At 74.4% G+C, this 20,787-nt stretch carries 18 protein-coding genes; 5 read left to right on the top strand and 13 right to left on the bottom strand.

Going from position 1 to position 20,787, the window contains the following annotated elements; all coding sequences use genetic code 11:
• Nucleotides 1-17: 17 nt before the first annotated feature.
• The 3 genes from wecB to Sya03_RS21370 are packed head-to-tail and all read right to left on the bottom strand — an operon-like array spanning nt 18 to nt 3,987.
• Nucleotides 18-1,118 carry a non-hydrolyzing UDP-N-acetylglucosamine 2-epimerase gene (gene wecB / locus Sya03_RS21360; protein ID WP_203940139.1) on the bottom strand — a complete coding sequence of 367 codons (1,101 nt, stop codon included), beginning with the start codon at nt 1,116-1,118 and terminating at the stop codon, nt 18-20.
• Nucleotides 1,118-2,401 (bottom strand): nucleotide sugar dehydrogenase, encoded by a 1,284-nt coding sequence (locus Sya03_RS21365; protein WP_203940140.1) that lies wholly within the window; start codon nt 2,399-2,401, stop codon nt 1,118-1,120. Before Sya03_RS21365 ends, wecB begins: the two co-directional genes overlap by 1 nt.
• Nucleotides 2,398-3,987, bottom strand: a complete 1,590-nt coding sequence (locus tag Sya03_RS21370; protein WP_203940141.1) for a tyrosine-protein kinase domain-containing protein — start codon at nt 3,985-3,987, stop codon at nt 2,398-2,400. Before Sya03_RS21370 ends, Sya03_RS21365 begins: the two co-directional genes overlap by 4 nt.
• A 144-nt stretch (nt 3,988-4,131) precedes the next feature.
• Between Sya03_RS21370 and Sya03_RS21375 the strand changes: the two genes are divergently transcribed.
• Nucleotides 4,132-5,205, top strand: coding sequence for a glycosyltransferase family 4 protein (locus tag Sya03_RS21375; protein WP_203940142.1), 1,074 nt, complete (start codon nt 4,132-4,134; stop codon nt 5,203-5,205).
• On the opposite strand, the gene Sya03_RS21380 is transcribed toward Sya03_RS21375, so the two are convergent.
• Nucleotides 5,184-6,080: a polysaccharide lyase family 20 protein gene (locus tag Sya03_RS21380; RefSeq protein WP_203940143.1), complete on the bottom strand. Its 897-nt coding sequence runs from the start codon at nt 6,078-6,080 to the stop codon at nt 5,184-5,186. The two genes, Sya03_RS21375 and Sya03_RS21380, sit on opposite strands and share 22 nt — an antisense overlap.
• An 8-nt stretch (nt 6,081-6,088) precedes the next feature.
• On the bottom strand, nt 6,089-7,024 hold the full coding sequence (locus tag Sya03_RS21385) for a hypothetical protein (protein WP_203940144.1): 936 nt from the start codon (nt 7,022-7,024) through the stop codon (nt 6,089-6,091).
• Between the two features lie 117 nt (nt 7,025-7,141).
• Here Sya03_RS21385 and Sya03_RS21390 point away from each other — a divergent pair, with 117 nt between their 5' ends.
• Nucleotides 7,142-7,624 carry a hypothetical protein gene (locus Sya03_RS21390; RefSeq protein WP_203940145.1) on the top strand — a complete coding sequence of 161 codons (483 nt, stop codon included), beginning with the start codon at nt 7,142-7,144 and terminating at the stop codon, nt 7,622-7,624.
• A 13-nt stretch (nt 7,625-7,637) separates the two neighbouring features.
• Here Sya03_RS21390 and Sya03_RS21395 read toward each other — a convergent pair whose 3' ends face one another.
• From Sya03_RS21395 to Sya03_RS21410, 4 genes are all read right to left on the bottom strand, one after another.
• Nucleotides 7,638-8,243: a helix-turn-helix transcriptional regulator gene (locus tag Sya03_RS21395; protein WP_203940146.1), complete on the bottom strand. Its 606-nt coding sequence runs from the start codon at nt 8,241-8,243 to the stop codon at nt 7,638-7,640.
• Nucleotides 8,244-8,282: 39 nt separating this feature from the next.
• Entirely contained in the window at nt 8,283-9,653 is a 1,371-nt protein-coding gene (locus tag Sya03_RS21400; protein WP_239107733.1) for a sugar transferase, read from the bottom strand.
• 488 nt (nt 9,654-10,141) lie between these two features.
• Nucleotides 10,142-10,747 carry a helix-turn-helix transcriptional regulator gene (locus Sya03_RS21405; protein WP_203940148.1) on the bottom strand — a complete coding sequence of 202 codons (606 nt, stop codon included), beginning with the start codon at nt 10,745-10,747 and terminating at the stop codon, nt 10,142-10,144.
• 486 nt (nt 10,748-11,233) lie between these two features.
• Nucleotides 11,234-14,614 carry a CARDB domain-containing protein gene (locus Sya03_RS21410; RefSeq protein WP_203940149.1) on the bottom strand — a complete coding sequence of 1,127 codons (3,381 nt, stop codon included), beginning with the start codon at nt 14,612-14,614 and terminating at the stop codon, nt 11,234-11,236.
• 224 nt (nt 14,615-14,838) lie between these two features.
• Here Sya03_RS21410 and Sya03_RS21415 point away from each other — a divergent pair, with 224 nt between their 5' ends.
• Complete coding sequence (locus Sya03_RS21415) at nt 14,839-15,579, top strand: esterase family protein (protein ID WP_203940150.1); 741 nt, start codon at nt 14,839-14,841, stop codon at nt 15,577-15,579.
• Nucleotides 15,580-15,634: 55 nt separating this feature from the next.
• Here Sya03_RS21415 and Sya03_RS21420 read toward each other — a convergent pair whose 3' ends face one another.
• The 3 genes from Sya03_RS21420 to Sya03_RS21430 form a co-directional block, all read right to left on the bottom strand.
• On the bottom strand, nt 15,635-16,585 hold the full coding sequence (locus tag Sya03_RS21420) for an alpha/beta hydrolase (protein ID WP_203940151.1): 951 nt from the start codon (nt 16,583-16,585) through the stop codon (nt 15,635-15,637).
• Nucleotides 16,586-16,617: 32 nt separating this feature from the next.
• Nucleotides 16,618-18,243, bottom strand: a complete 1,626-nt coding sequence (locus Sya03_RS21425; RefSeq protein WP_203940152.1) for a flavin-containing monooxygenase — start codon at nt 18,241-18,243, stop codon at nt 16,618-16,620.
• A 201-nt stretch (nt 18,244-18,444) separates the two neighbouring features.
• The gene (locus tag Sya03_RS21430) at nt 18,445-19,050 is read right to left on the bottom strand and encodes an SAM-dependent methyltransferase (RefSeq protein ID WP_239107734.1); all 606 of its coding nucleotides are present in this window, start codon (nt 19,048-19,050) and stop codon (nt 18,445-18,447) included.
• Nucleotides 19,051-19,252: 202 nt separating this feature from the next.
• Here Sya03_RS21430 and Sya03_RS21435 point away from each other — a divergent pair, with 202 nt between their 5' ends.
• On the top strand, nt 19,253-19,483 hold the full coding sequence (locus tag Sya03_RS21435; protein ID WP_203940154.1) for a hypothetical protein: 231 nt from the start codon (nt 19,253-19,255) through the stop codon (nt 19,481-19,483).
• 7 nt (nt 19,484-19,490) lie between these two features.
• On the opposite strand, the gene Sya03_RS21440 is transcribed toward Sya03_RS21435, so the two are convergent.
• Nucleotides 19,491-19,718: a hypothetical protein gene (locus tag Sya03_RS21440; protein WP_239107751.1), complete on the bottom strand. Its 228-nt coding sequence runs from the start codon at nt 19,716-19,718 to the stop codon at nt 19,491-19,493.
• A gap of 377 nt (nt 19,719-20,095) precedes the next feature.
• On the opposite strand from Sya03_RS21440, the gene Sya03_RS21445 reads away from it, so the two are divergent.
• A complete protein-coding gene (locus tag Sya03_RS21445) occupies nt 20,096-20,752 on the top strand; it encodes a DUF5994 family protein (RefSeq protein WP_203940156.1) in 657 nt (218 codons plus the stop codon).
• Nucleotides 20,753-20,787: the final 35 nt, after the last annotated feature.

Here is a 20,787-nt window from a genome sequence, read left to right on the forward strand (position 1 = left end):
CTCCCTGGGGCGTGCGGTCAGGCGAGGTCGGTGGGGCGCGGGCGGGCTCGGCCGTGGTCCGCGGCGAGGACGGCGGCGATGCGGTCGCCCGCGTGGCCGTCCCACAGCGCGGGGCGGCGGGCGGGCGGCGGGTCGGCGAGCACCGCGCGGGCGGCGGCCACGACCGCGGCCGGCTCGACCCCGGCGAGGGTGTTGGTGCCCTCGGTGATGGTGATGGGCCGCTCGGTGTTCTCGCGCAGCGTCAGGCACGGCACGCCCAGCACGGTCGTCTCCTCCTGCACGCCGCCGGAGTCGGTGAGCACCACCCGGGCGCCGGCCTGCAGGGCGATGAAGTCGAGGTAGCCGGCCGACGGGATCAGCGTGATCGCGGGGCTCAGCGGGGCGCCGTCGAGCAGCCGGCGGGTGCGCGGGTGCACCGGGAACACCAGCGGGCAGTCCGCGGCGATCTCGCCCAGCGCGCCGAGCAGGGCGCCCAGCCGGGCCGGGTCGTCCACGTTGGCCGGCCGGTGCAGGGTGACCAGCCCGTACCCGCCGGGGGTGAGGCCGAGCCGGTCGTGCACGCCGGTGCCGCGGGCCCGGTCCAGGTTGGCCAGCAGGGTGTCGACCATGACGTTGCCGGCCAGGTGGATCTGGTCCGCGCGGTAGCCCTCGGCGCGCAGGTTCGCCACGGCGTCCGGCGACGGCGCGAACAGGTAGTCGCTGACCCGGTCGGTGACGACCCGGTTGACCTCCTCCGGCATCGACCAGTCGCGGCTGCGCAGCCCGGCCTCGACGTGCGCCACCCGCACCCCCGCCTTGGCCGCCACCAGGGCGCAGGCCAGGGTGGAGTTGACGTCGCCGACGACGAGCACGACGTCCGGCTCCACCTTGTCGAGCAGGGGCTCGAACGCGGTCATCAGCCGGCCGGTCTGCTCGGCGTGGCTGCCCGAGCCGACGCCGAGGTGGTGGTCGGGGGCGCGCAGCCGCAGCTCGGCGAAGAACACGTCGCTCATCGCGCGGTCGTAGTGCTGGCCGGTGTGCACCAGCACGCCCTCGGCGCCGGTGCGCTCCAGCGCGTCCAGCACGGGCTTGACCTTCATGAAGTTGGGCCGGGCCGCGGCCACGCAGACGACGCGCATCAGAGCAGCTCCACCTGGGCGGCGGCGTCGCGCGGCACCCGGCGGCGGCAGTCCAGCACGTACGAGGCGTGCTGCGCGACGAGGTCGTAGTCGAAGGCGTCGTGGTCGGTGAGCACCACCACGGCGTCGGCGGCGGTCAGCTCCTCGGCGGTCAGGTCGACCCGCACGACCCGGTCGACGTGGCCCTCACGCAGGTACGGGTCGGCGCCGCGCACCTCCGCGCCGAGCGTCAGCAGCTGCTGGGCCACCGACACCGCCGGCGACTCGCGGGCGTCGCCGGTGTTCGGCTTGTACGACAGGCCGAGCAGCAGCACCCGGGCACCGTTGACGGAGCGGTGCGAGCGGTTGAGCGCCACCATCAGCCGGTGCACGACGTGGTCGGGCATGTGCTCGTTGATGTCGTTGGCCAGCTCGACGAACCGGAAGCTGCGCCCGAGCGACCGCTTCACCCGCCACGACAGGTACGACGGGTCGATCGGCAGGCAGTGCCCGCCGACGCCGGGGCCGGGCGTGAACCGCATGTACCCGAACGGCTTGGTCGCGGCGGCGTCGATCACCGACCAGATGTCGATGCCCAGCTCGTGGGCGAACATCGCGACCTCGTTGACCAGGGCGATGTTGACGTGCCGGAACGTGTTCTCCAGCAGCTTCGCCAGCTCCGCCTCCCGGGGCGAGCCGACCGGCACGGTGCGGTCGACCAGGCCCGCGTAGAACGCGTCGATGGCGGCCAGCGAGCGCTCGTCGACGCCGGAGACCACCTTCGGGGTGGTGACGAACGTCCACGTCCGGTTGCCCGGGTCGATCCGCTCCGCGCTGTAGCCGAGGTGGAAGTCGACGCCGGCGACCAGGCCGGACACCTCCTCCAGGATCGGGGCGACGAACTCCTCGGTGGTGCCGGGGTACGTGGTGGACTCCAGCACCACCGTGGCGCCGGGGCGCAGGAACCGGCCCAGCGTGCGGGCCGCGCTCTCCACGTAGGACAGGTCCGGGTTGCCGTCCCGCAGGGGCGTCGGCACGGTGATGACGGCGACGTCGAAGCCGGCGCAGCTGCGCGCCTCCGACGACACCTGGTAGCGGCCGGACGTGTGGGCGGCCTCCAGCACGGCGGCCGGGACGTCCTCGACGAACGACTCGGACGCGTTGAGCAGCTTGGTGCGGTTGGTGTCGACGTCGTAGCCGGTGACCCGGTGGCCGACCTCGACGGCGCGCATCGCCAGCGGCAGGCCGACGTAGCCCTGCCCGACCACCACCACGCGCCGCGAGTCGACAGCTGAGTGCGTCATGCCTGGTTCTCCTCGTGCTGGTCCCGGCGGTGCGGGTCGCGGTGGTTCTCGCCGACCGCGGCGACGCCGCGGGCGGGCAGGATCGGCAGGATCGGCCGGGTGACGTCGGCGGGCGGCAGGATGACGGCCCTGGGCAGGTCGGGCACCGAGCGCAGCGGCCGCCGGGGCGGCGCGGCGGCGCCGTCGCGCTGGGCGGGCACGCCACCGGCCCAGCGCGACGACGCCACCGGCACCCGCAGCGCCGCGTCGCCCGGCGCCACGTCGGGGATGCGGCCCTTGGCCAGCACGGCGGCGCCGAGCACCCGGGCCTGCACGTCGTGCAGGGACTGCACCGCCCGCCACACCGCGTCCCAGCGGGTGCCGCGGTGCCGCACGGTCAGCACGACCCCGTCGGCGCGGGTGGCCAGCACGGCGGCGTCGGCGGCCTCCAGCAGCGGCGGCGCGTCGATGACGATCAGGTCGAAGCGGCGCTCCAGCCGGCCGAGCAGGTCCTCCATGGCGTCGGAGGCGAGCAGCTCGCTGGACGTCATCGACAGCGGGCCGGCGGGCAGCAGGTGGATGGTGCCGTCGCGCCAGGAGTGGATGGCCATGTCGAGGCTCTCGGTGCCGGCCAGCACGGCGGACAGGCCGCCCGCTCCCGGGTCGTCCTCGGCGATGCCGAACGTGGCCGCGAGCCGCGGGTTGCGCAGGTTGGCCTCGACGAGCAGCACGTCGACCTTCGCCAGGCCGAGCGCGATGGCGAGGTTCTGCGCCACCGTCGCCGCCCCGTCGGGGGTGTGCGGCCCGGTGACGACGATCGAGCGCAGGCCGCCGGAGCCGACGAGCACCTGCAGGTTGGTGCGCAGCTGCCGGAAGCCCTCGCTGGCCGACGACGTCCAGAACGCGTCCTCCAGCGGCGACGGCACCCGCTCGGGCCGGGCGCCGGTGGCGATGACGGCCAGCGGCGGCAGGCCCAGCTTGGTGCGCAGTTGCTCCGGGTCCTTGAGCCGGGAGTCGAACAGCTCCCGGGCGACGGCCACGGCGGCGCCGATCGCCAGGCCCAGCAGCAGCCCCAGGCCGAGGCGCCAGGCGGGCCCGGCGAGGTCGGGGCGGGCGGGCAGCTCCGGCTGGCTGACCACGGTCACCTTCACCGGCACGAAGCCCGACGCGGACGTCTCGATGCCCTGCACCACCGACATCACGGTCTCGGCGATCGCCACGGCCAGGTCGTACGCGCCCTGCGCGGTGGTGTCCCGCACGGTGATCTCGATGAGGGCCGTCTGCAGCGGGTTGGTGGCCTCGATGCGCCGCGCCACCGTCTCCGGCGCCTCGGTCAGCCCGAGGCGCTGCACGACCTGGTTGACGACCAGCGGCGAGTTGACCAGCGACACGTACGACGGCACCCGGTCCAGCACGAGGTTGCTGTTCTGCAGCAGGCTGTCGGTGGAGTCGCTGCCGTTGCTCGACACGAACAGCCGGGTCTGGGTGGTGTACGACGACGGCATCCGCAGCGCGAGGAACGCCCCCGCGCCGATCCCCGCCACCAGGCACGCGAGCACGATGACCAGATTGCGCCGCAGGGTCCGGAGGAGATCACGGATGGACACTGGTGTCGACTCCCTGCTGCCGCGAACGGCTCTTCTCGAACGTCGCCGCCGACGCTACGAGCGGTGCGGCGCCGCGTGATGCGGCAACGGGACTAGTTCTGATGCAGGGTCCGGGGTCCCCCGCGCGCGGGGGACGATCCGCGGGTGACGACCGAGTCCCGCACGCGCCCCAGCCGGCCCACGACCTCGTCGCTCACCTGGCCGACGATCGCCCAGGTGGGCCCCGACCCGGCCGCGGTCGGCGGGATCGAGACGGTGATCCGCACGTACGCCGAGCTGCTGGCCCCGCACGCCACGGTGCGGACGCTGCCGACGTGGCGCCCGGACGCCCGCGCGGCGGGCGCGGCGCCCGCCCTGGCGGCGCTGCGCCGGCTGGCCGGGCTGCCCCGCGGCGCGGTGGTGCACGTGCACCTCAGCCACCGCGGCGCGTTCCTGCGCGAGGGCGCCCTGGTGCGCGCGGCGGCCGCGCTGCGCCGCCCGGTGTTCGTCACGGTGCACGGCTCCGACTTCGTGGCGACCAGCCGCACCGGGCTCTGGCGGCCGGTGTACGCGGCGGTGCTGCGCGCCGCCGACGGCGTGGCGGTGCTCAACGACGGCGCCCTGGCGGCCGTCCGGCGGCTCGCCCCGCGCACCCCGGTGACCCTGCTGCACAACCCCGGCCCGGTGCCGGCGGACTGGCGGCCGGCGACCGGCGCGGCCGCGGCGCCGCCCACGGTCGTGTTCGCGGGCGAGGTGTCGCACCGCAAGGGCGTCGACGTGCTGCTGGCCGCCTGGCCGGCGGTGCTGCGGGCGGTCCCGGACGCCACCCTGGTCGTCGCGGGCCCCGCCGGCGGCGTCGCCACCGACGGCGTGCCGGGCGTGCGCGCGCTCGGCGCGGTGCCCCCGGCGCGCGTCCGCGAGCTGCTCGGCGAGGCCCGCGCGGCGGTACTGCCGAGCCGGGCCGAGGCGATGCCGATGTTCGTGCTGGAGGCGATGGCGGCCGGCCGGCCCGTGGTGGGCACGGCGGTGGGCGCGATGCCGGGCATGCTGGCGGGCGCGGGCCGGGTGGTGCAGCCGGGCGACGCGGCGGCGCTGGCGGCGGCCCTCGTGGCGTACCTGGCCGACCCGGCCGCGGCGGGCCGCGACGGCGCGGCGGGCCGCGAGCGCTACCTGCGCGACCACTCCCCCGCGGCGGCCGCCCACCACCTCGGCGTGTTCTACGGGTTGCTCGGCCGGTAGCAGGCCTCCGCGGCCCGCGGGATCGCGACACCGGCCCGGGTCTGGGCGATCCGCAGCTCGTCCAGGTAGAGGAAGCGGCGGGTGGTGTCGGTCGGCCGCTTCTGCGACCAGTCCCACTTGTAGATGCCGACCTTGAGGTACACGCCGTGGTCGCTGCGGTAGGTGTTCGGGCCGCGCCGGTCGGCGAAGCCGCGCACGGGCTCGCCGTCGCGCCAGATCTGCACCACGCCGGCAGCGCCGGTGGACCACTTCACGTGCACCAGCCAGTCCGTCCACCGGCCGGTGCGGTACGCGCCCACCCGGGCGGCGTCCTCGTGGCCGTCCCAGGCGGTCTGGATCTCCCACTGGCCCCGGTAGGTGGCGATGGCCAGCGGCGGGTTGCCGGGCACCGAGTGGTGCTGGTGCCACTGCGCGATGATCTCCGGCGAGCGGTCGCGCGCCCACGTCCTCGGCAGGAAGACGCTGAACGCGTACCAGCGCTCGGCGTTCCTCGGCTCGATCGGGGCGGACAGCTCGGCGCGGGTCCCGCTGTTGATGACCGGGTCGTCGCGGCGCAGCTCGAAGCGGGCGGCCGCGCCGCCGGCCCGCACCGGGTCCGGGGCGCGCACCACCCGCAGCTGCGGCTGGCGGTTGTCCGGGTGCACCAGCCCGGCGTCGTACTCGCCGGCCCAGCCCTGCGGCGGGTCGCCGGGCACGGTCTGCTGGCGCGCCGACTCCCAGTCCAGGGTGCTCAGCGCCGGCGCGACCGACGGCAGCGTGCACAGCGCGCCGCTGGGCGCGGGCGGCACGGCGGCGGGGGTGGCCGCGCCCGGCTGCGCGCAGGCGGCGGTGAGCAGGGCGAGGGCGGTCACGGCCGCCGTGGGGCGCAGGCGCATCGGCTGTCCTACTCGAGCGGGAGCACGGTCGCCAGGCCCACGTGGACGAGGCTGCCCGCGCCCGGGTCGGCGGGGTCGGAGTAGTTGCCGGCGCCGAAGATCCAGCCCTCCTCGCGGGTCACCGCGGTGCCGTCGGGGCCGGGCCGGCCGGCGTGGTGCATGCGGCCGACCGGGTACTGCTCGTGCCGGCCGACGTCGAACAGCTCGTCGTCGAGGTGGACCTCGATCCGGTCGTGCTGGCGGACGCGCAGCTCGATCTTCACCCAGCGGTCGAGGTACGGCGCCATGTCGGCGCGGCGGCCCGCGATGCGCCCCTCGTTCCAGTGCGCCAGGTCGAGGAACTGCCGGCCGTCGCGCTGGTACAGCACCAGCCACCAGGACGGGTCGCTGGTCTGCACGCCGCCGGCCGTGGCGTAGCCCTCCTTGAGCTGGGCCAGGTTGATCCAGCCGCGGTCGGACTGGCGCAGCCGCGCGGAGCTGACGTACGCGTACACGATGTAGCGGCCCGACACGTCGGCCGGGCTGCCGTCGCGCTGCCGGAACGGCTCCGCGCCGCCGGGCCAGGTGCGCTCGCTGAACGACTTGTACAGCTTGCGGTGGGTGGCCGGGTCGCCCGGCGGGTGGTCGAGGCGGATCACCCGGTCGCCGCCGGCCGGGGGCGCGGGCAGGCCCTCGGCGTGCGCGGAGACGACGGCCGGGTTGCCGTAGTCGTCCTCCTGGCCCTCGCCGTGGTGCGACCACTGCTGCGCCAGCGCCGCGGCGACGGGGTTGGCGCCCTCGGCGGTGCCGAGCGGCACGCCGGTCAGGTCGGTGCGCCACCACCCGGCCACCACCGGCGGCACGGTCACGGCGCGCGCCGGGCGGTCGCCGGCCGCGCCCGCGACCGCGGCCGACAGCGAGACCAGCAGCCCGGCCAGGACGGCGGTACGACCACGCAACGGCATGCCTCCTGCCTACGCCCGTCCGCGCGGAGCGGGACAGGTCAAACGGAGTAGTGCGCCCGTACGGGCACGGCGCGCCGCGGCGGTCGTAGCGTGCTCTTCGAGGGCAGGAGGCGACGTATGGCCGGAGTTGTGTTCGCCGCCGCGACGACGCTGGTGCGCGCCTGCGCGGGCCGGCTCGCCCGCCTGCGGGTGCGGGCGGGCGCCGGGCCCGCGGCCGGGGCGGATCTCGCCTGCGGGGCGCTGTCGCTGCACGTGGCCGTGCGGGCCGCGTCGCCGATGCTGCTGCCGGTGCCGGACGCCGCGCGCATCGTCGCCGCGCTCGGGCAGGTCGCCTGCTGGGCGGCGGCGAACGGCGACGCCGACCCGTGGCACGCCGCGGTGCTCGGCGAGAGCGCCGGCAGCACGGTGACGCTGTGGGCGTTCGCCATCGAGTCCGCCGCCGACGGCGTGGTGCTCATCGGCCCGGACACGGCGGTGCGCACCCGGTTCGCGCTGCGGGCGTTCCTGGCGAAGGTGTCCGAGGGCGCGTGGCGGGTGCCCCGGGCGGACCGCAGGTCGCTGCGCGAGGCGATCGAGCGGGACCTGGCGCTGCTGTGCTGACGGCACCGCCGCCTCAGGAGACCACGGAGTGGCGCACCGCGTACGAGACGGCCTGCACGCGGGAGTGGACGCCCAGCTTGGACAGGATCGACTGCACGTAGCCGCGGGTGGTGGTGATGCTGATGCCGAGCTCGTCGGCGATCTGACCGGTGGGCTGCGCGCCGACGAGCAGGCGCAGCACGTCGCGCTCGCGGTCGGTGAGGAAGCGCGCGGCGAGGGTCTGGCCGTCGACGCGGGCGGTGCGCAGCGGGGCGCGCGGGACGGCCGGTGCCGCCGGGGTCTCGGGGGCGCCGGTGCCGCGGAGCACCGCGTCGACGAGCTCGGTGAGCGGGCGCTTCTTGCTGAGCACGACCGCCTCCTCGGCCGCGGGGTCGTCGGCGCCGAGGCACGCGACGTGGGTCTGCGGCCAGGTCAGCTGGATCTCGCGGATCGCGGCCCGGCCGGCCTCGCCGGGGAAGCGCACGCTCATCAGCACCCGGTCGGCGGGCTCGGCGGCCTGCGCGGCGAGCGCCTCGGCCGGGTCCGCCGCCACGCGCACGTCCGCGCCCACGGCCCGCAGCGCGCTCGCGAACGCCTCGGCGAACAGCCGGTGGTGGTCGCAGATCAGGACGGTGGTCATCGGCGGGAGCCTCCTACGGTCGGGGGGTGTGGGCGGTGGTCAGTAGGCGCCGGTGCGGTTAAGCACGGCGGGGAGGGTGCGCAGCAGGACGACGGCGTCGAGGCCGAGCGACCAGTTGTCGACGTAGCGCAGGTCGAGCCGGACGGCGTCCTCCCAGGACAGGTCGGAGCGGCCGCTGATCTGCCACAGGCCGGTCAGCCCGGGGCGCACGGCGAGCCGGCGGTGCACGTCCGGGCCGTACCGGGCGACCTCCTGCGGCAGCGGCGGGCGGGGCCCGACCAGCGACATCTCGCCGGACAGGACGTTGAGCAGCTGCGGCAGCTCGTCGAGCGACCAGCGGCGCAGGATACGGCCGGCCCGGGTGATCCGGGGGTCGTCGCGCATCTTGAACAGCACGCCGTCGCCGTTGATGTTGTTGTCCTCGAGCTCGGCGCGGCGCAGCTCGGCGCCGACGTACATGGTGCGGAACTTCAGGAACGTGAACTCCCGGCCGTCGAGGCCGACGCGGGTCTGCCGGAACAGGGCGGGGCCGGGCGAGCCGGCGCGCACCACCAGCGCGATGACGGCCATCAGCGGCGCCAGCAGCAGCAGGGCGGTGAGGGCGGCGAGCCGGTCGAGCAGGCCCTTGAGCAGCCAGGCGAGGCCGTGCCGGCGGGCGTGCCGGACGTGCAGCACGGGCAGGTCGCCGACGGGGCCGACGGCGAGCCGGGGCCCGGCGACGTCGGCCAGGCCGGGGATGACGACGAAGTGCGGGACCGCGTCCTCCAGCGCCCAGGCGAGCCGGCGCAGCGCCGGCGCGTCCAGCTCGGGGCACGGCAGCACGGCGACGGTGTCGGCGCCGACGGTGCGCAGCGCGGCGGCGACGTCGTCGAAGCCGCCGACGACGGGCACCGGGCCGAGGTAGAAGGCGGCGTCGTCGGGCGGGAGCACCGGCACGCAGCACCCGACGACGTGGGCGGTGTTGTGCTTGTCGCGGCGCAGCTGGCGCACGAGGGCGTCGACCGCGGGCACCCGGCCGACGGCCAGCACCCGCTGCACGCATTCGCCGCGCGCCCGGCGCACCTGCAGGTCGAGGCGCAGCAGCGTGCGGCCGAGCAGGGTGCCGGCGGCGGCGACGGCGAGCAGCAGCAGGATGAAGTCGCGCGGCACCTCGACGGGGGTGGCCCAGGCCAGCCAGGCGACGAAGCCGAGCAGCGCGGCCACGGTGACGGTGACGTCGCGCAGGTCGGCGCGGCCGTCGCCGGGGCGCCGCCGGTCGTGGGCGCGGACGGTGCCCAGCACGGCCAGCCAGACGACGGGGGCGAGGGCGGCGACGGCGGCGTAGGCACCGGTGCCCCAGACGTCGCGGTCGGCGCCCGGCCGCACGGCGTACGCGGCGCCGGCGGCGAGCGCGCCGGCCACGCCGTCCACGGCGACCAGCTTCGCCCGGTATGCGGTTTCCCAATGGCGTGCGGGGCGCCGGGGCGGCCGTTTTCCGGATTCGGCCCGGCTCGGCTCCTGGACGCCGGTCAGAGGAACCGCCGTCATGCTCGAGGTCATTCCCGTACCCCTCCGACAAACCTTCGACGGATCGGATAATTGGTTGTCCGGTGACGCCCGTCCGCATTTCAGGTCGCCGTCCGCCGGGGCCCCGCGCCGCGGTCCGGTGGCCTGCGCGGCCCCTCTGACCTGGTTTCAGGCACAGCGCGGCCACACCACTGGCTCAGGCGTGTGTCCCCTCGCGGTCGTCACCGAACGACGTTCTCCGCGTTGAACAAAGCGTGTCACCGGCGGCGGTAATGCCACAGTGCCAGATGTCATAACAAACGTGAGCGTCGTTCATGTTCACCGCGCGGACGATTTCCATTCACCGAAGAATGGTGGAACCAGGCGCGGAAATGGGACGGGGCGGGCGCCGGTCAGCGCAGCCAGCCGTCCTTGCGCGCGATGCGGATGGCGTCGAGCCGGTTGCGGGCGCCGGTCTTCATGATCACGGCCGACAGGTAGTTGCGCACCGTGCCGCCGGACAGGTAGAGCCGGTGGGCGATGTCGGCCACGGACTCGCCCTCCGCGGCGAGGCCCAGCACCTCGAGCTCGCGGGTGCTCAGCCCGCGCTCGGTGTTGAGCGAGGCGGCCTGCAGGCGCGGGTGCACGATCCGCTCCCCGCCGGCCAGCCGGCGCACCGAGTCGGCCAGCAGCGCCGGCGACGCGTCCTTGAGCAGGAAGCTCAGGTCGCCCGCGCGCCGGCGCGGCGGCAGCATGCCGCGCTTGGTCGGGTCGCACAGCAGCAGCATCGAGACGCCGGGGATGCGGGCGCGCAGCTCCGCCGCCACCGGCAGGACCTGGCTCACCATGTACTCGGTGTCGATGACGACGACCTTGGGCCACAGCTCGGCGGCGCGCACCGCGAGGTCGCCGTCGAACGGCAGCGTGCCGACGATGTCGATGTCCGGCTCGACGCCGAGCAGGGCGCGGACGTGGGAGCCGGACCGCCCGCCGTCCGTCACCACCAGGACCCGGGTCATCACACCTCCTCGCCTGCGGACGCCGGCCGAGGCCGGTCGCCGAACCGCGACGGGCCTGCCGGCAGGGACCCGGCAGACCGCCCCGCTACCGTAGCGCCAAGCCACGCCCCGTGCACACGCCGGAATCCCCGCTCACGCACCGCCACCGCGCCCGCACCGGCGACGCCCGGCGGGACGCCGCCGACCGGCGTCGGGGCAGGTCAGCGGCGGCGCCGGCCGGTCGATGTGGACGTTCGCGCCGTGTCCGGACCGTCGCTCAGCGTGTAACCCATGGCGTTCCCGGCGCGTCCGGCGGCCAAACGCTGCCCGATCGACCGAATCACATCTGCCGTCCACGGCGGACGGTTCGGCCTGTTCGCCACCGCCTGCGCGGCACATGCGACATGTCGGACGTGTCGAGCGGGCGGCCGCCCGGCGACCGGAGTCCGGTTCGCGGCGCAGGGCCGGCCGGGGACGTCGTCCCCGGCCGGCCCGGACCGCCGGCGGTCAGCCGCCGGTGATGGTGAACGTCGAGCCCGGCTCGCGGACGATGTCGCCCTCGGCCGAACCCGTGATGGTGACGTTCGACAGCGTCGCGCTGCCCCGCGCCCCGCCCATCGCGAGGATGCCGGCGCCGTTGTTCGACTTGTCGATGCGCACGTTGGTGATCTGCACGCCCGGCATCGCGCCGCCGCCGTTCTTGAACTGGATGCCGTCGTACGTCGAGTCGACGATCTCGGTGTCCCGGATCGTCACGCCGACGATGTCGTGCGTCTGCGGGAACAGCGTGATCGCCCCGAACTCCTGCGCCGCGCCCCAGAACGCGCCGCCTGTGCGGTACAGGCCGTTGTTCGCGATCAGCGTGGTGCCCGAGAACGGCACCGGGCTGTGGTCGGTGGCCAGCATGATGCCCGGGTAGTTCGCCGTGTCGTACACCAGGTTGTTCTCGATCCGGTTGTCGCGGCCGCCGTAGACCGCGATGCCGTTGGCCCGCCACGGCAGCTGCACCGTGTTGTTCACGAACGCGTTGTCGCGCCCCACATCGGTGGCCTGGTCCTTCACGTACGTGCTGGCCCACACCGCGAGCGCGTCGTCGCCGGTGGTCCGGAACGAGGAGTTGAACACCCGCGAGTGGTGCGTGCCGTTGGTGAAGTTGATGCCGTCGGCGTACGTGTTGCGGATGCGCATGCCGGTGAACTCCAGCCCGTCGCCGGGGTTCCACAGCTCAGGGATGTTGCTGTAGTCGCGGCCGACCCAGGCGCCCACGTTCGCGTGCTCGATCCAGACGTTGCTGATCCTCGTGTTGCGGCCGAACCGGCCGTTGAGGCCGACGCCGCCCTCGGCGTTGCCGTCGCCGCCGCGGATGCGGCCCGAGCCGAAGATGGCGATGTCCGAGATCTGGGTGTTGTCGTCGATGTCGAAGCCGAAGTTGCCCTCGTGCGGATGGTTGATCGCGCCCTGGGCGTTCTGCGGCTCGGTCACCGTGTACAGCTGCGAGTGCCACATGCCCGCGCCGCGGATCGTCACGTTCCGGATGCCGACCTGGTTGTGGGTGCCCCGGTTCAGCGGGTCGTCGGTCAGGATCTTCTGCTCCTGCCGCCACTGCCCCGCCGGGATCCACACGCAGGCGATGGCGCCGTTCTGGTCGTCGGTGACGGCCCGCTGCAGCGCCGCCGTGTCGTCGTTGCCGTCGTTGGGCACCGCGCCGTACTCGGTGATCGAGCGACACTCCGCCGGCTTGCCGGCGGCCGGCGCCACCTGCTCCAGGTCGATCAGGTCGATGACGTAGAACGCGGCGGTGTCGCCGGCGTCGCGCTGCAGCCGGAACCGGGTGCCCGGCGGGTAGCTCTGGGCCAGCAGCGCGTTCGACTCGTCGAACAGCCGCCGGGCCGGGCCGCCCGGGGTGTTGGTCAGGCCCTCGGGGTCGTCGGTGCTGCCGTACAGCCAGCTGTGCCGCGACGACAGCGTCAGCTTGCGGCTGAACACGTCGTTGACGTACAGGCTGATGGTGGCCTCGATGCCGCCGCCGCCCGGGGCGTCCGGGATGGCGTTGCGCACGACGATCGAGTTGGCCTGGTTCGCCGACGTGATCTCCACGAACTGGCCGGCCGAGCCGAGGCGCACCGACCGGCGGCCGGACGACTCGGTGCCGAAGTTGCCGTTGCCGAACGTGCGCTTCGGGTCCGCCTCCAGCAGGGTGCCCTGGTAGCGCCCGGCCTCCGCCTCGTACGACACGTACGGCACGGCGGCGCCGCGGCCGACGACGATCGAGCGGCTGAGCGCGTTGTTGCCCTCGTTGGTCTCGGCGACGACGCCGGTGGCGTCGGCCGTGGCGGTGAGGGTGGCGCCGCCGCTGGTGGCGGTCCAGCTGCCGCCGATGGTGACGGTCGCGCCCGCCCCGGCGGCGATCGCCGGGGTGGCCCCGGTCAGGGTCGCGCCGCCCGCGGTGAGCCGGGTGACCGACGCGCCCGCCGCCGACGTGCCGCGGTTCTGCACGGCCACGGTGAACGTGACGGCCGCGCCGACCGCCGGGTTCGGCGGGTTCGAGGTGATGGCCGTGACGGTCAGGTCCGGGCCGGGCGCCTGCGCCACGACGAGCTGCGCGGCGGCGGTGAACCGGTTGTTGTCGTTGTTCTGCTCCGGCACGGTGTTCGCCGGGTCGACGACGGCCGCCACGGCGTAGCTGCCCTGCGCGCGCCGGCCGGCGTTCACGGTTACCGTGGCCGACGCGCCCGCGGCCAGCGCGGGCACCGCGGCGCTGCCGGCGACGGTGCCGCCGACGCTGATGTCCGCGGTGGTGGCCGGCGCCGCGGCGGTGCCCTGGTTGCGCACCGTGGCCGAGACGGTGACGTCGGACGCCTCGCTCGGCGCCGACGGCGACCACGTCAGCCCGGTGACCACCAGGTCGGGCCCGGGCGCCCACGAGCCGAGCACCTGCAGCTCGGCGACCTGGCCGCCGGGCGCGCCGCTGTTGGCGAAGAACTGCAGCTGCACGTCGGCGGCCCGGCCGGTGACCGGGATCGTCACGGTGTTCTGGTTGCCGGCCGGGCTGAACGCGTAGTCGGCGCGCGCCTTCAGCGACGTGAACCCGGCGGCGCCCTGCACCCGGCCGAGCACCTGCACCGCCTGCGTCCGCGGCCCCCACACCGGGTCCGGGTTGAGCTTCACGACGACCCCGGTGATCTGCGCGTCGGCGCCGAGCCGGGCGGTCAGCGTGGCCGGCAGCGCGCCGGACTCCCAGTAGGTGCCGGTGCTGCCGTCGCCGGCGTTGGCCGCGACGAAGCCGAACACCGACGACGACGCCTCCAGCGGCTTGCCCGCGGCCAGGTTGCCGCCCGCCGGCGGCTCCTCCGGCTCCTCCGGCTCGGACCCGCCGGCGCCGTAGACCTCCAGCTCCGACAGCTGCGCCGCGCCCCACCCGGTGTTGCCGGTGACGTGCACGCGCACGAACCGGACGGTCGCCGCCGCGAAGTCGACGGTGACGGTGTTGGCCCGCGCCGGGTCGAACACCCGCCCGGCGGACGCGCTCAGCGTGCTGAAACCGGTGCCGTCGGTGCTGCCCTGCACGCTCAGCGTCTGCGTCCGCGTGCCCCACAGGCTGGACGGGGGCAGCTTGAGCACCACCTGGTCGACGGCGACGGCACTGCCGAGGTCCGCCTGCACCCACTGCGGGAACGCGTTCGCCGGCCCCTCCCAGTAGGTCGACGGGTTGCCGTCGGCGACGTTCGACGCGGGATGCGCGCCGTGCGCCCCGCTCGTCGCGACGGGCCGCCCCGCCGCGAGGTTCGGCCCGCCCGCCGCCGCGGCCGGGGCGGGCGCCGACGTGACGACGAGGACGGTGGCGAGCAGGGAGCTGACCAGCAGCCGGACGCGATGCTTCCGTCTCATGTGGGTTCCTTCTGTTCCGCTCGAGACGACAGGGAGGGCCGCTCCGCCGCGCGTGCGGCATCGGTCGGGCGGTACCGGACGCCGTCGGCTTGCGACTCCCGCGCGACTTATTGCGGAGAAGTTGCTCACTTCTTTCGGTCCGGAATCCACAATGTTTCAGACCTGTATCGGGTTCGTCAACCATCGATGTCTCGCGGCGGCCGGCGCTGCGGCAGACTGAGGGCATGCGCCACTACGCGGTCGACCTGCGCTCCCCCGCGACCGGCGCGGCGGGCACCGTCGCCGTCTACGGGCACTGGGGGCGGCCCGTGCTCGCCTTTCCGTCCGAGGGCGGCCGGGCCTGGGAGTTCGCCGACAACGGCATGGTCGGCGCCGTCGGGGACCTCATCGGGGCCGGGCGGGTGAAGCTGTACTGCGCCGAGTCGTTCGACGCCGCGACGTGGTCGGCCGCGCACCTGCCGCTGGAGGAGCGGGCCCGGCGGCACGAGGTGTACGAGCGGTGGATCGTCGAGGAGGTCGTCGCTCATGTGCGGGCGGACACCGGCGACGCCGAGATCATGGTCACCGGGGTGTCGCTGGGGGCGTACCACGCGCTGAACCTGGCGCTGCGCCGCGCCGACCTGTTCCCGCTCGCCCTGTGCCTGAGCGGCAACTACGACCCGACGACGTGGCGGGGCTGGGGCGAGCGCGGCGACGCCGTCTACTTCCACAATCCCGTCGACTACGTGCCGGGGTTGCACGGCGAGCACCTGGACTGGCTGCGGTCGCGGCTCAGCGTCCTGCTGGTGTGCGGGCAGGGGCAGTGGGAGGACACCACCGGCGCGCTGGCGTCGACGCGGCGGATGGCGGGGCTGCTGGCGGAGAAGGGCATCCGGCACGAGCTGGACCTGTGGGGGCACGACGTGCCGCACGACTGGCCGTCGTGGCGGGCGCAGCTGGCCCACCACCTGCCCCGGTTCTGCTGACCGCTCGCGGCGGCGGACCGGGACGGCGTCGTCCCGGTCCGCGGCCGCGAGGGGGTCAGGCGAGGGCGCGCTTCAGGGCGTCGACGCGCAGCGCCCAGATGCGCCGGGACAGCGGCGCCTCGCCAGCGAACACCTCGGCGGCGTGGTAGGCGCCGGGGTGCACGTGCAGCTCGGTGGGCACGCCGGCCGCGAGCAGGCGCTGGGCGAAGGCGATGTCCTCGTCGCGGAACATGTCGACGGTGCCGACGTCGATGAACGTGGGCGGCAGGCCGGACAGGTCCTCGGCGCGGGCCGGCGCGGCGTAGCCGTCGGGCTCGTTGCCGCCGAGGTACCAGGACCAGGCCTCGATGTTGCCGGCGCGGTCCCAGATGCCGACGTCGGTGACCTCGTGGCTGGACGCGGTCTCGTTGCGGTCGTCGATCATCGGGTAGATCGGCATGATGAACCGCAGGGCGGGGCCGCCGCGGTCGCGGGCCATCAGGGCGACGGCGATGGTGAGGCCGCCGCCGGCGCTGGCGCCGTAGATGGCCAGCCGGTCCGGGTCGATGCCCAGCTCGGCGGCGTTCTTGGCGGTCCAGACGAGGCCGGCGTAGCAGTCCTCGGCGGGCGCCGGGTGCGGGTGCTCCGGCGACAGCCGGTACTCGACGCTCACGACGACCGCGCCGACCTGCTCGCACAGCGTGCTGGCCACCGCGTCCTCGCCGGCGACGTTGCCGAGGATCATGCCGCCGCCGTGGATGAAGTAGATCCCGGGGGCCTCGGCGCCCACGCCGTTCGGCCGGTAGATGCGCACCGAGATGTCGGGCTCGCCGTCCGGGCCGGGCACGGTGCGGTCCTCGGTGGTGACGTTCGGGTTCGGCGGCACCGGGGTGGCGCCCATGATGCCGTCGACGGTGGCGCGGCGCTGCACGATGTCGGGGATCGCGTTGAAGCCGCCGGGCAGCGCCTCGAGCAGGCCCTCGAGCGGGGGGCGGACGTCGGGGTCGATCGGGTGGTGTGGGGACACGGTTCGCTCCAGTTCGTTGCGGGGGAAGGGGTTCAGGCGGCGATGGCGAAGCCCTCGTAGCCCTTCTCGGCCACCTCGTCGCACTTCTTGCGGTACGCGCCCACCCCGCCGGCGTAGGGCATGAACACGCGCGGCTTGCCGGGCACGTTGGCGCCCAGGTACCAGGAGTTGGCCTTGGGGTAGAGGGTGTAGCCGGCGATCTCGTTGACGTGGTCGACCCAGGCGTCCTGCGCCTCGGGCAGCGCCTCGACCGTGCGCAGGCCCTGGTCGCGCAGGTGCTCGACGAGGTCGACGACCCAGTCGACGTGCTGCTCGATCGACACGATCATGTTGGACAGCACGGACGGGCTGCCCGGACCGGTGATCATGAACAGGTTGGGGAACCCGGCGGAGCCGATCCCGAGGTACGTGCGCGGCCCGGCGCTCCACGTCTCCTTCAGCGACAGCCCGTCGCGGCCGCGGATGTCCACGTTGGTCAGCGAGCCGGTCATGGCGTCGAAGCCGGTGGCGTACACGATGACGTCGAACTCGTGTTCCCTCTCGGCGGTGCGCACGCCGCGCTCGGTGATCTCGACCAGCGGGGTGCGGCGCAGGTTCACCAGGTGCACGTTGTCGCGGTTGTAGGTCTCGTAGTAGTTGGTGTCCAGGCAGGGGCGCTTGGTGCCGACCGGGTAGTCGGGGCACAGGTCGGCGGCCACCTGCGGGTCGTCCACGATGTCGTGGATCTTGCCGTGGATCCAGCTCTTGGCCGTGTCGTTGGCCTCCTGGCTGGTCGACAGGTCGGTGAACGTGGACAGCAGGTTGACCAGGCTGCCGCTCTCCCACGCCGCCTCGTAGATGGCGTGGCGCTCGGAGTCGGACACCTCCAGGGCCGACTTCGTCGGCACCACGACGGGCACGCCGGCCGCGGACTCCTTCTGCGCCTGCCGGTACGACCGGTAGTCGGCCCGCATGGCGGCGACCTCGTCCGGGCGCAGCCGCCGGTTGCGGGCGGGCAGCGAGTACGCGGGGGTGCGCTGGAAGACGGTCAGCTCGGCGGCCTGCTCGGCGATGACCGGGATGGACTGCACGCCCGACGAGCCGGTGCCGATGATGCCGACGCGCTGGCCGGTGAAGTCGACGCCCTCGTGCGGCCAGTGCGCGGTGTGGTAGGTCGCGCCCTTGAACGTGTCGAGCCCGGGGATCTCCGGCATCTTCGACGCCGACAGGCAGCCGGTCGCCATGACGAGGAACCGGGCGGTGACGGCGTCGGCGTGCTCGGTGCGGACCAGCCAGCTGCGGCTCTCGTCGTCCCAGGTGGCGCCGCTGACCCGGGTGCGGAAGACGATGTCGCGGCGCAGGTCGAAGCGGTCGGCGACGTGCTGGGCGTACTTGAGGATCTCCGGCTGCGTCGGGTAGCGCTCCTCCCACGGGTACTCCTGCTCCAGTTCGGCGGAGAAGGAGTACGAGTAGGCGAGGCTCTCGACGTCGACGCGGGCGCCCGGGTAGCGGTTCCAGTACCAGGTGCCGCCGACGTCGGTGCCCGCCTCGAACACGACGGCGGACATGCCGAGCTTGCGGAGCCGGTGCAGCAGGTACATGCCGGAGAAGCCGGCGCCGACGACGACCACGTCGACGGCGGGGGGTACGGCGCGGGCGGGGGATGCGGGGGTGGTCATGGTGCCTCCTCCACGGGGAGATGGGTGAGGGCGTGCGCCATCGCCGCGCGCCGGGGGTGGCCGCGGTAGTCGGTGACGGAGTGATGACGGTCGAGGTGACCCGACTCACAAAATAGGATGCATTCTGCATCCGGTCAACGCGCCTCGTTCACGCCATCTGCACATCTCCGTAACACACCTGTCACGGAGAGAAATGGGGCGCTAGATCGCCCGGCGCAGCACGTCCAGGACGAACCACTCGTCCTCGTGGTGCACGACCGGCTCCAGCCCGGGCCACGCCAGCAGCTCGCGGTGGGCGTTGAAGCCGTCGTAGTTGCCGCCGTGCTCCCGGTCGCGGAAGTGCACCGACACCAGGTCGCCACCCGGCTCCAGGCGGGCCACCAGCCCGTCCAGCAGCGCGCTCATGTCCTCGGCGGACAGGTAGTACAGCAGGTCACCGACGACCATCAGGTCGAACGTGCCCGCCGGCAGCTCCGCCGGCAGCATCGCCAGGGCCGCATCGACGTGCGGCAGGTCGCGCACCAGCTCGGCGGTCTGCCGCACCGCGTCGGCGGCGCAGTCGACGGCCAGTACCTCGTCGCAGCGCTCCGCCAGCATCCGGGTCAGCAGGCCGACCGAGCAGCCCGGCTCGTAGCAGCGGCGGTACCGCGGCCGCGGCAGGCTCGCCATCGTCACCGCGTACTTGCGCTGGTCGTGCCACTTGATCGCGAGATCCCACGGGTCGTCCTTCGCCAGGTACAGGTTGACGAAATGCTCCTGGGACACCGACGCCGCGGGGGGACTGGCGTCATCCTGTGCTCGCACCACGCCGCGATTCTGCCGGACGCCCGGGCGCCCCGCTCCCCCGGCCCCCGCCCTCCGCCCGCCGGTGGCCGTGCGCATTCCGTGTTAGCGTGGCGGTGTCGCAGTTTTGATTTCCGTGGACGTCGCCGGCGCCCGGTGGGTATCCGAACCCCGCCCGGCGCCTTTTTTGTTCACCGTCCCGGCACGCGCATTTTCTGGAGAAGACATGACAGTGCACCAGACCGATTTCCCGCGCCGGATCGTCGTCGGCAAGCCGGCCGTCGTCGCCGCGCTGCGCGGCCGCGGGCTGCACATGCGGGCCGACTGGGTCGACCGCGAACTGCCGGACCGGGTCGACGCGACCCGGCACACCGGCCTGTTCGCCACGCTCGGCATCGACCCCGCCGACCTGCCGGCCCTCCCTGCCGACCAGCCGACCGCCGACCAGCAGGCCTGATCCGCGCTCAGACGGGCAGCGGCGGCTGCACCTCGCGCCACGTGTGCTCCGAGCCCCGCCACGCGCCCGCCACGATCGCCGCCGCACTCCCGCTCGGGCAGTCCTGCACCCGCGACCGCCCGGGCGCGCCGCCGATGCGCACCAGCACGTCCCACCGCCGGCCGTCGCTGCGGATGAAGACGTCGCGCCGTGAGCGCGTGGTCGTGCTGCCGTTCCACCAGTGCCGCTGAACCATCACGCCGCCACCGTACAGGTGACCCGGAAATCCGCACGTCCCACCACCGGCACACATTCCGGCATCCATTCCCGCCGTTTTCGCGGCCGATTTCGTGGTAGCGTGCGGGTACCGAACTGAAGATTTCGTGGACGTGCCGGCGCCGCAGGGTCTCCGAGACCCTACGGCGCTTTTTGTCTGGCGCATTCTTTGCATTTCCCGGCACCCGCGGCGGACGACCTCCGGCCGCGCGAGAGGACTCGAGTCCCATGACAGCCACCGCGCCCCGTCCCACCCCTGCCACACCCGCCGCCGCAGCCCCGGCCACTCCGGCCCCGGCTCCGGCCGCTGCGGCCCCTGCCACCCCGGCGGTTGCGGCACCGGCTACTCCGGCCCCGATGACGCCGGCTCCGGCCACCCCGGCCGCCGCCGCTGCGGCCGAGCCGACCAAGGCAGCCGCTCCGACCGAGCCGACCAAGGCAGCCGCTCCGGTCAAGCCGGCCAAGCTGACCAAGCCGACCGAGCAGGCCGAGCCGACCGAGCAGACCGAGCAGGCCGAGCAGACCGAGCAGGCCAAGCCGACCGAGCAGGCCAAGCCGGCCGAGCAGGCCAAGGCGGTCGCTCCGGCTGAGCCGGACGGCCCCGCCGGGAACGACCGGCTGCGGCTCGCCGGGTCCGCCGGGCGGTCCGCCGCCATCGACGGCGCCTGGTGGCCGCGCACCACCGACCCCGCGGCCGAGCTGCCCGCCCTCGTGGAGGCGCTGAGCGGCAGCCGCGGCACCGTCACCCACCTGCTGCTGCACGCCGCCGACTGGGAGACGCCGCACCCGCGCCGGATGAGCGTCGGCGGGAGCGTCGTGCGGCTGGGCTGGTTCAGCTCGCAGCCCGCCGGCCTGCTCACCGCCGTCTGCGACGTGCACGCCGACCGGTTCGACCTGCTCGTCGTGCCGCCCGCGGCGACGCCCGAGTCGGCCGCGGCCGCGCTGACCGCCGCCGCCGACGCGGGCGACAGCCGGTCCGCGCCGGCCCTGCTCGCCGACGTGCGCACCAGCTGACCGCACCTCCGCCTCGTACCAGGCACCAGGAAGAG

Origin of the sequence: Spirilliplanes yamanashiensis, assembly GCF_016863475.1 — a bacterium.
Taxonomy (GTDB): Bacteria; Actinomycetota; Actinomycetes; order Mycobacteriales; family Micromonosporaceae; genus Spirilliplanes; species Spirilliplanes yamanashiensis.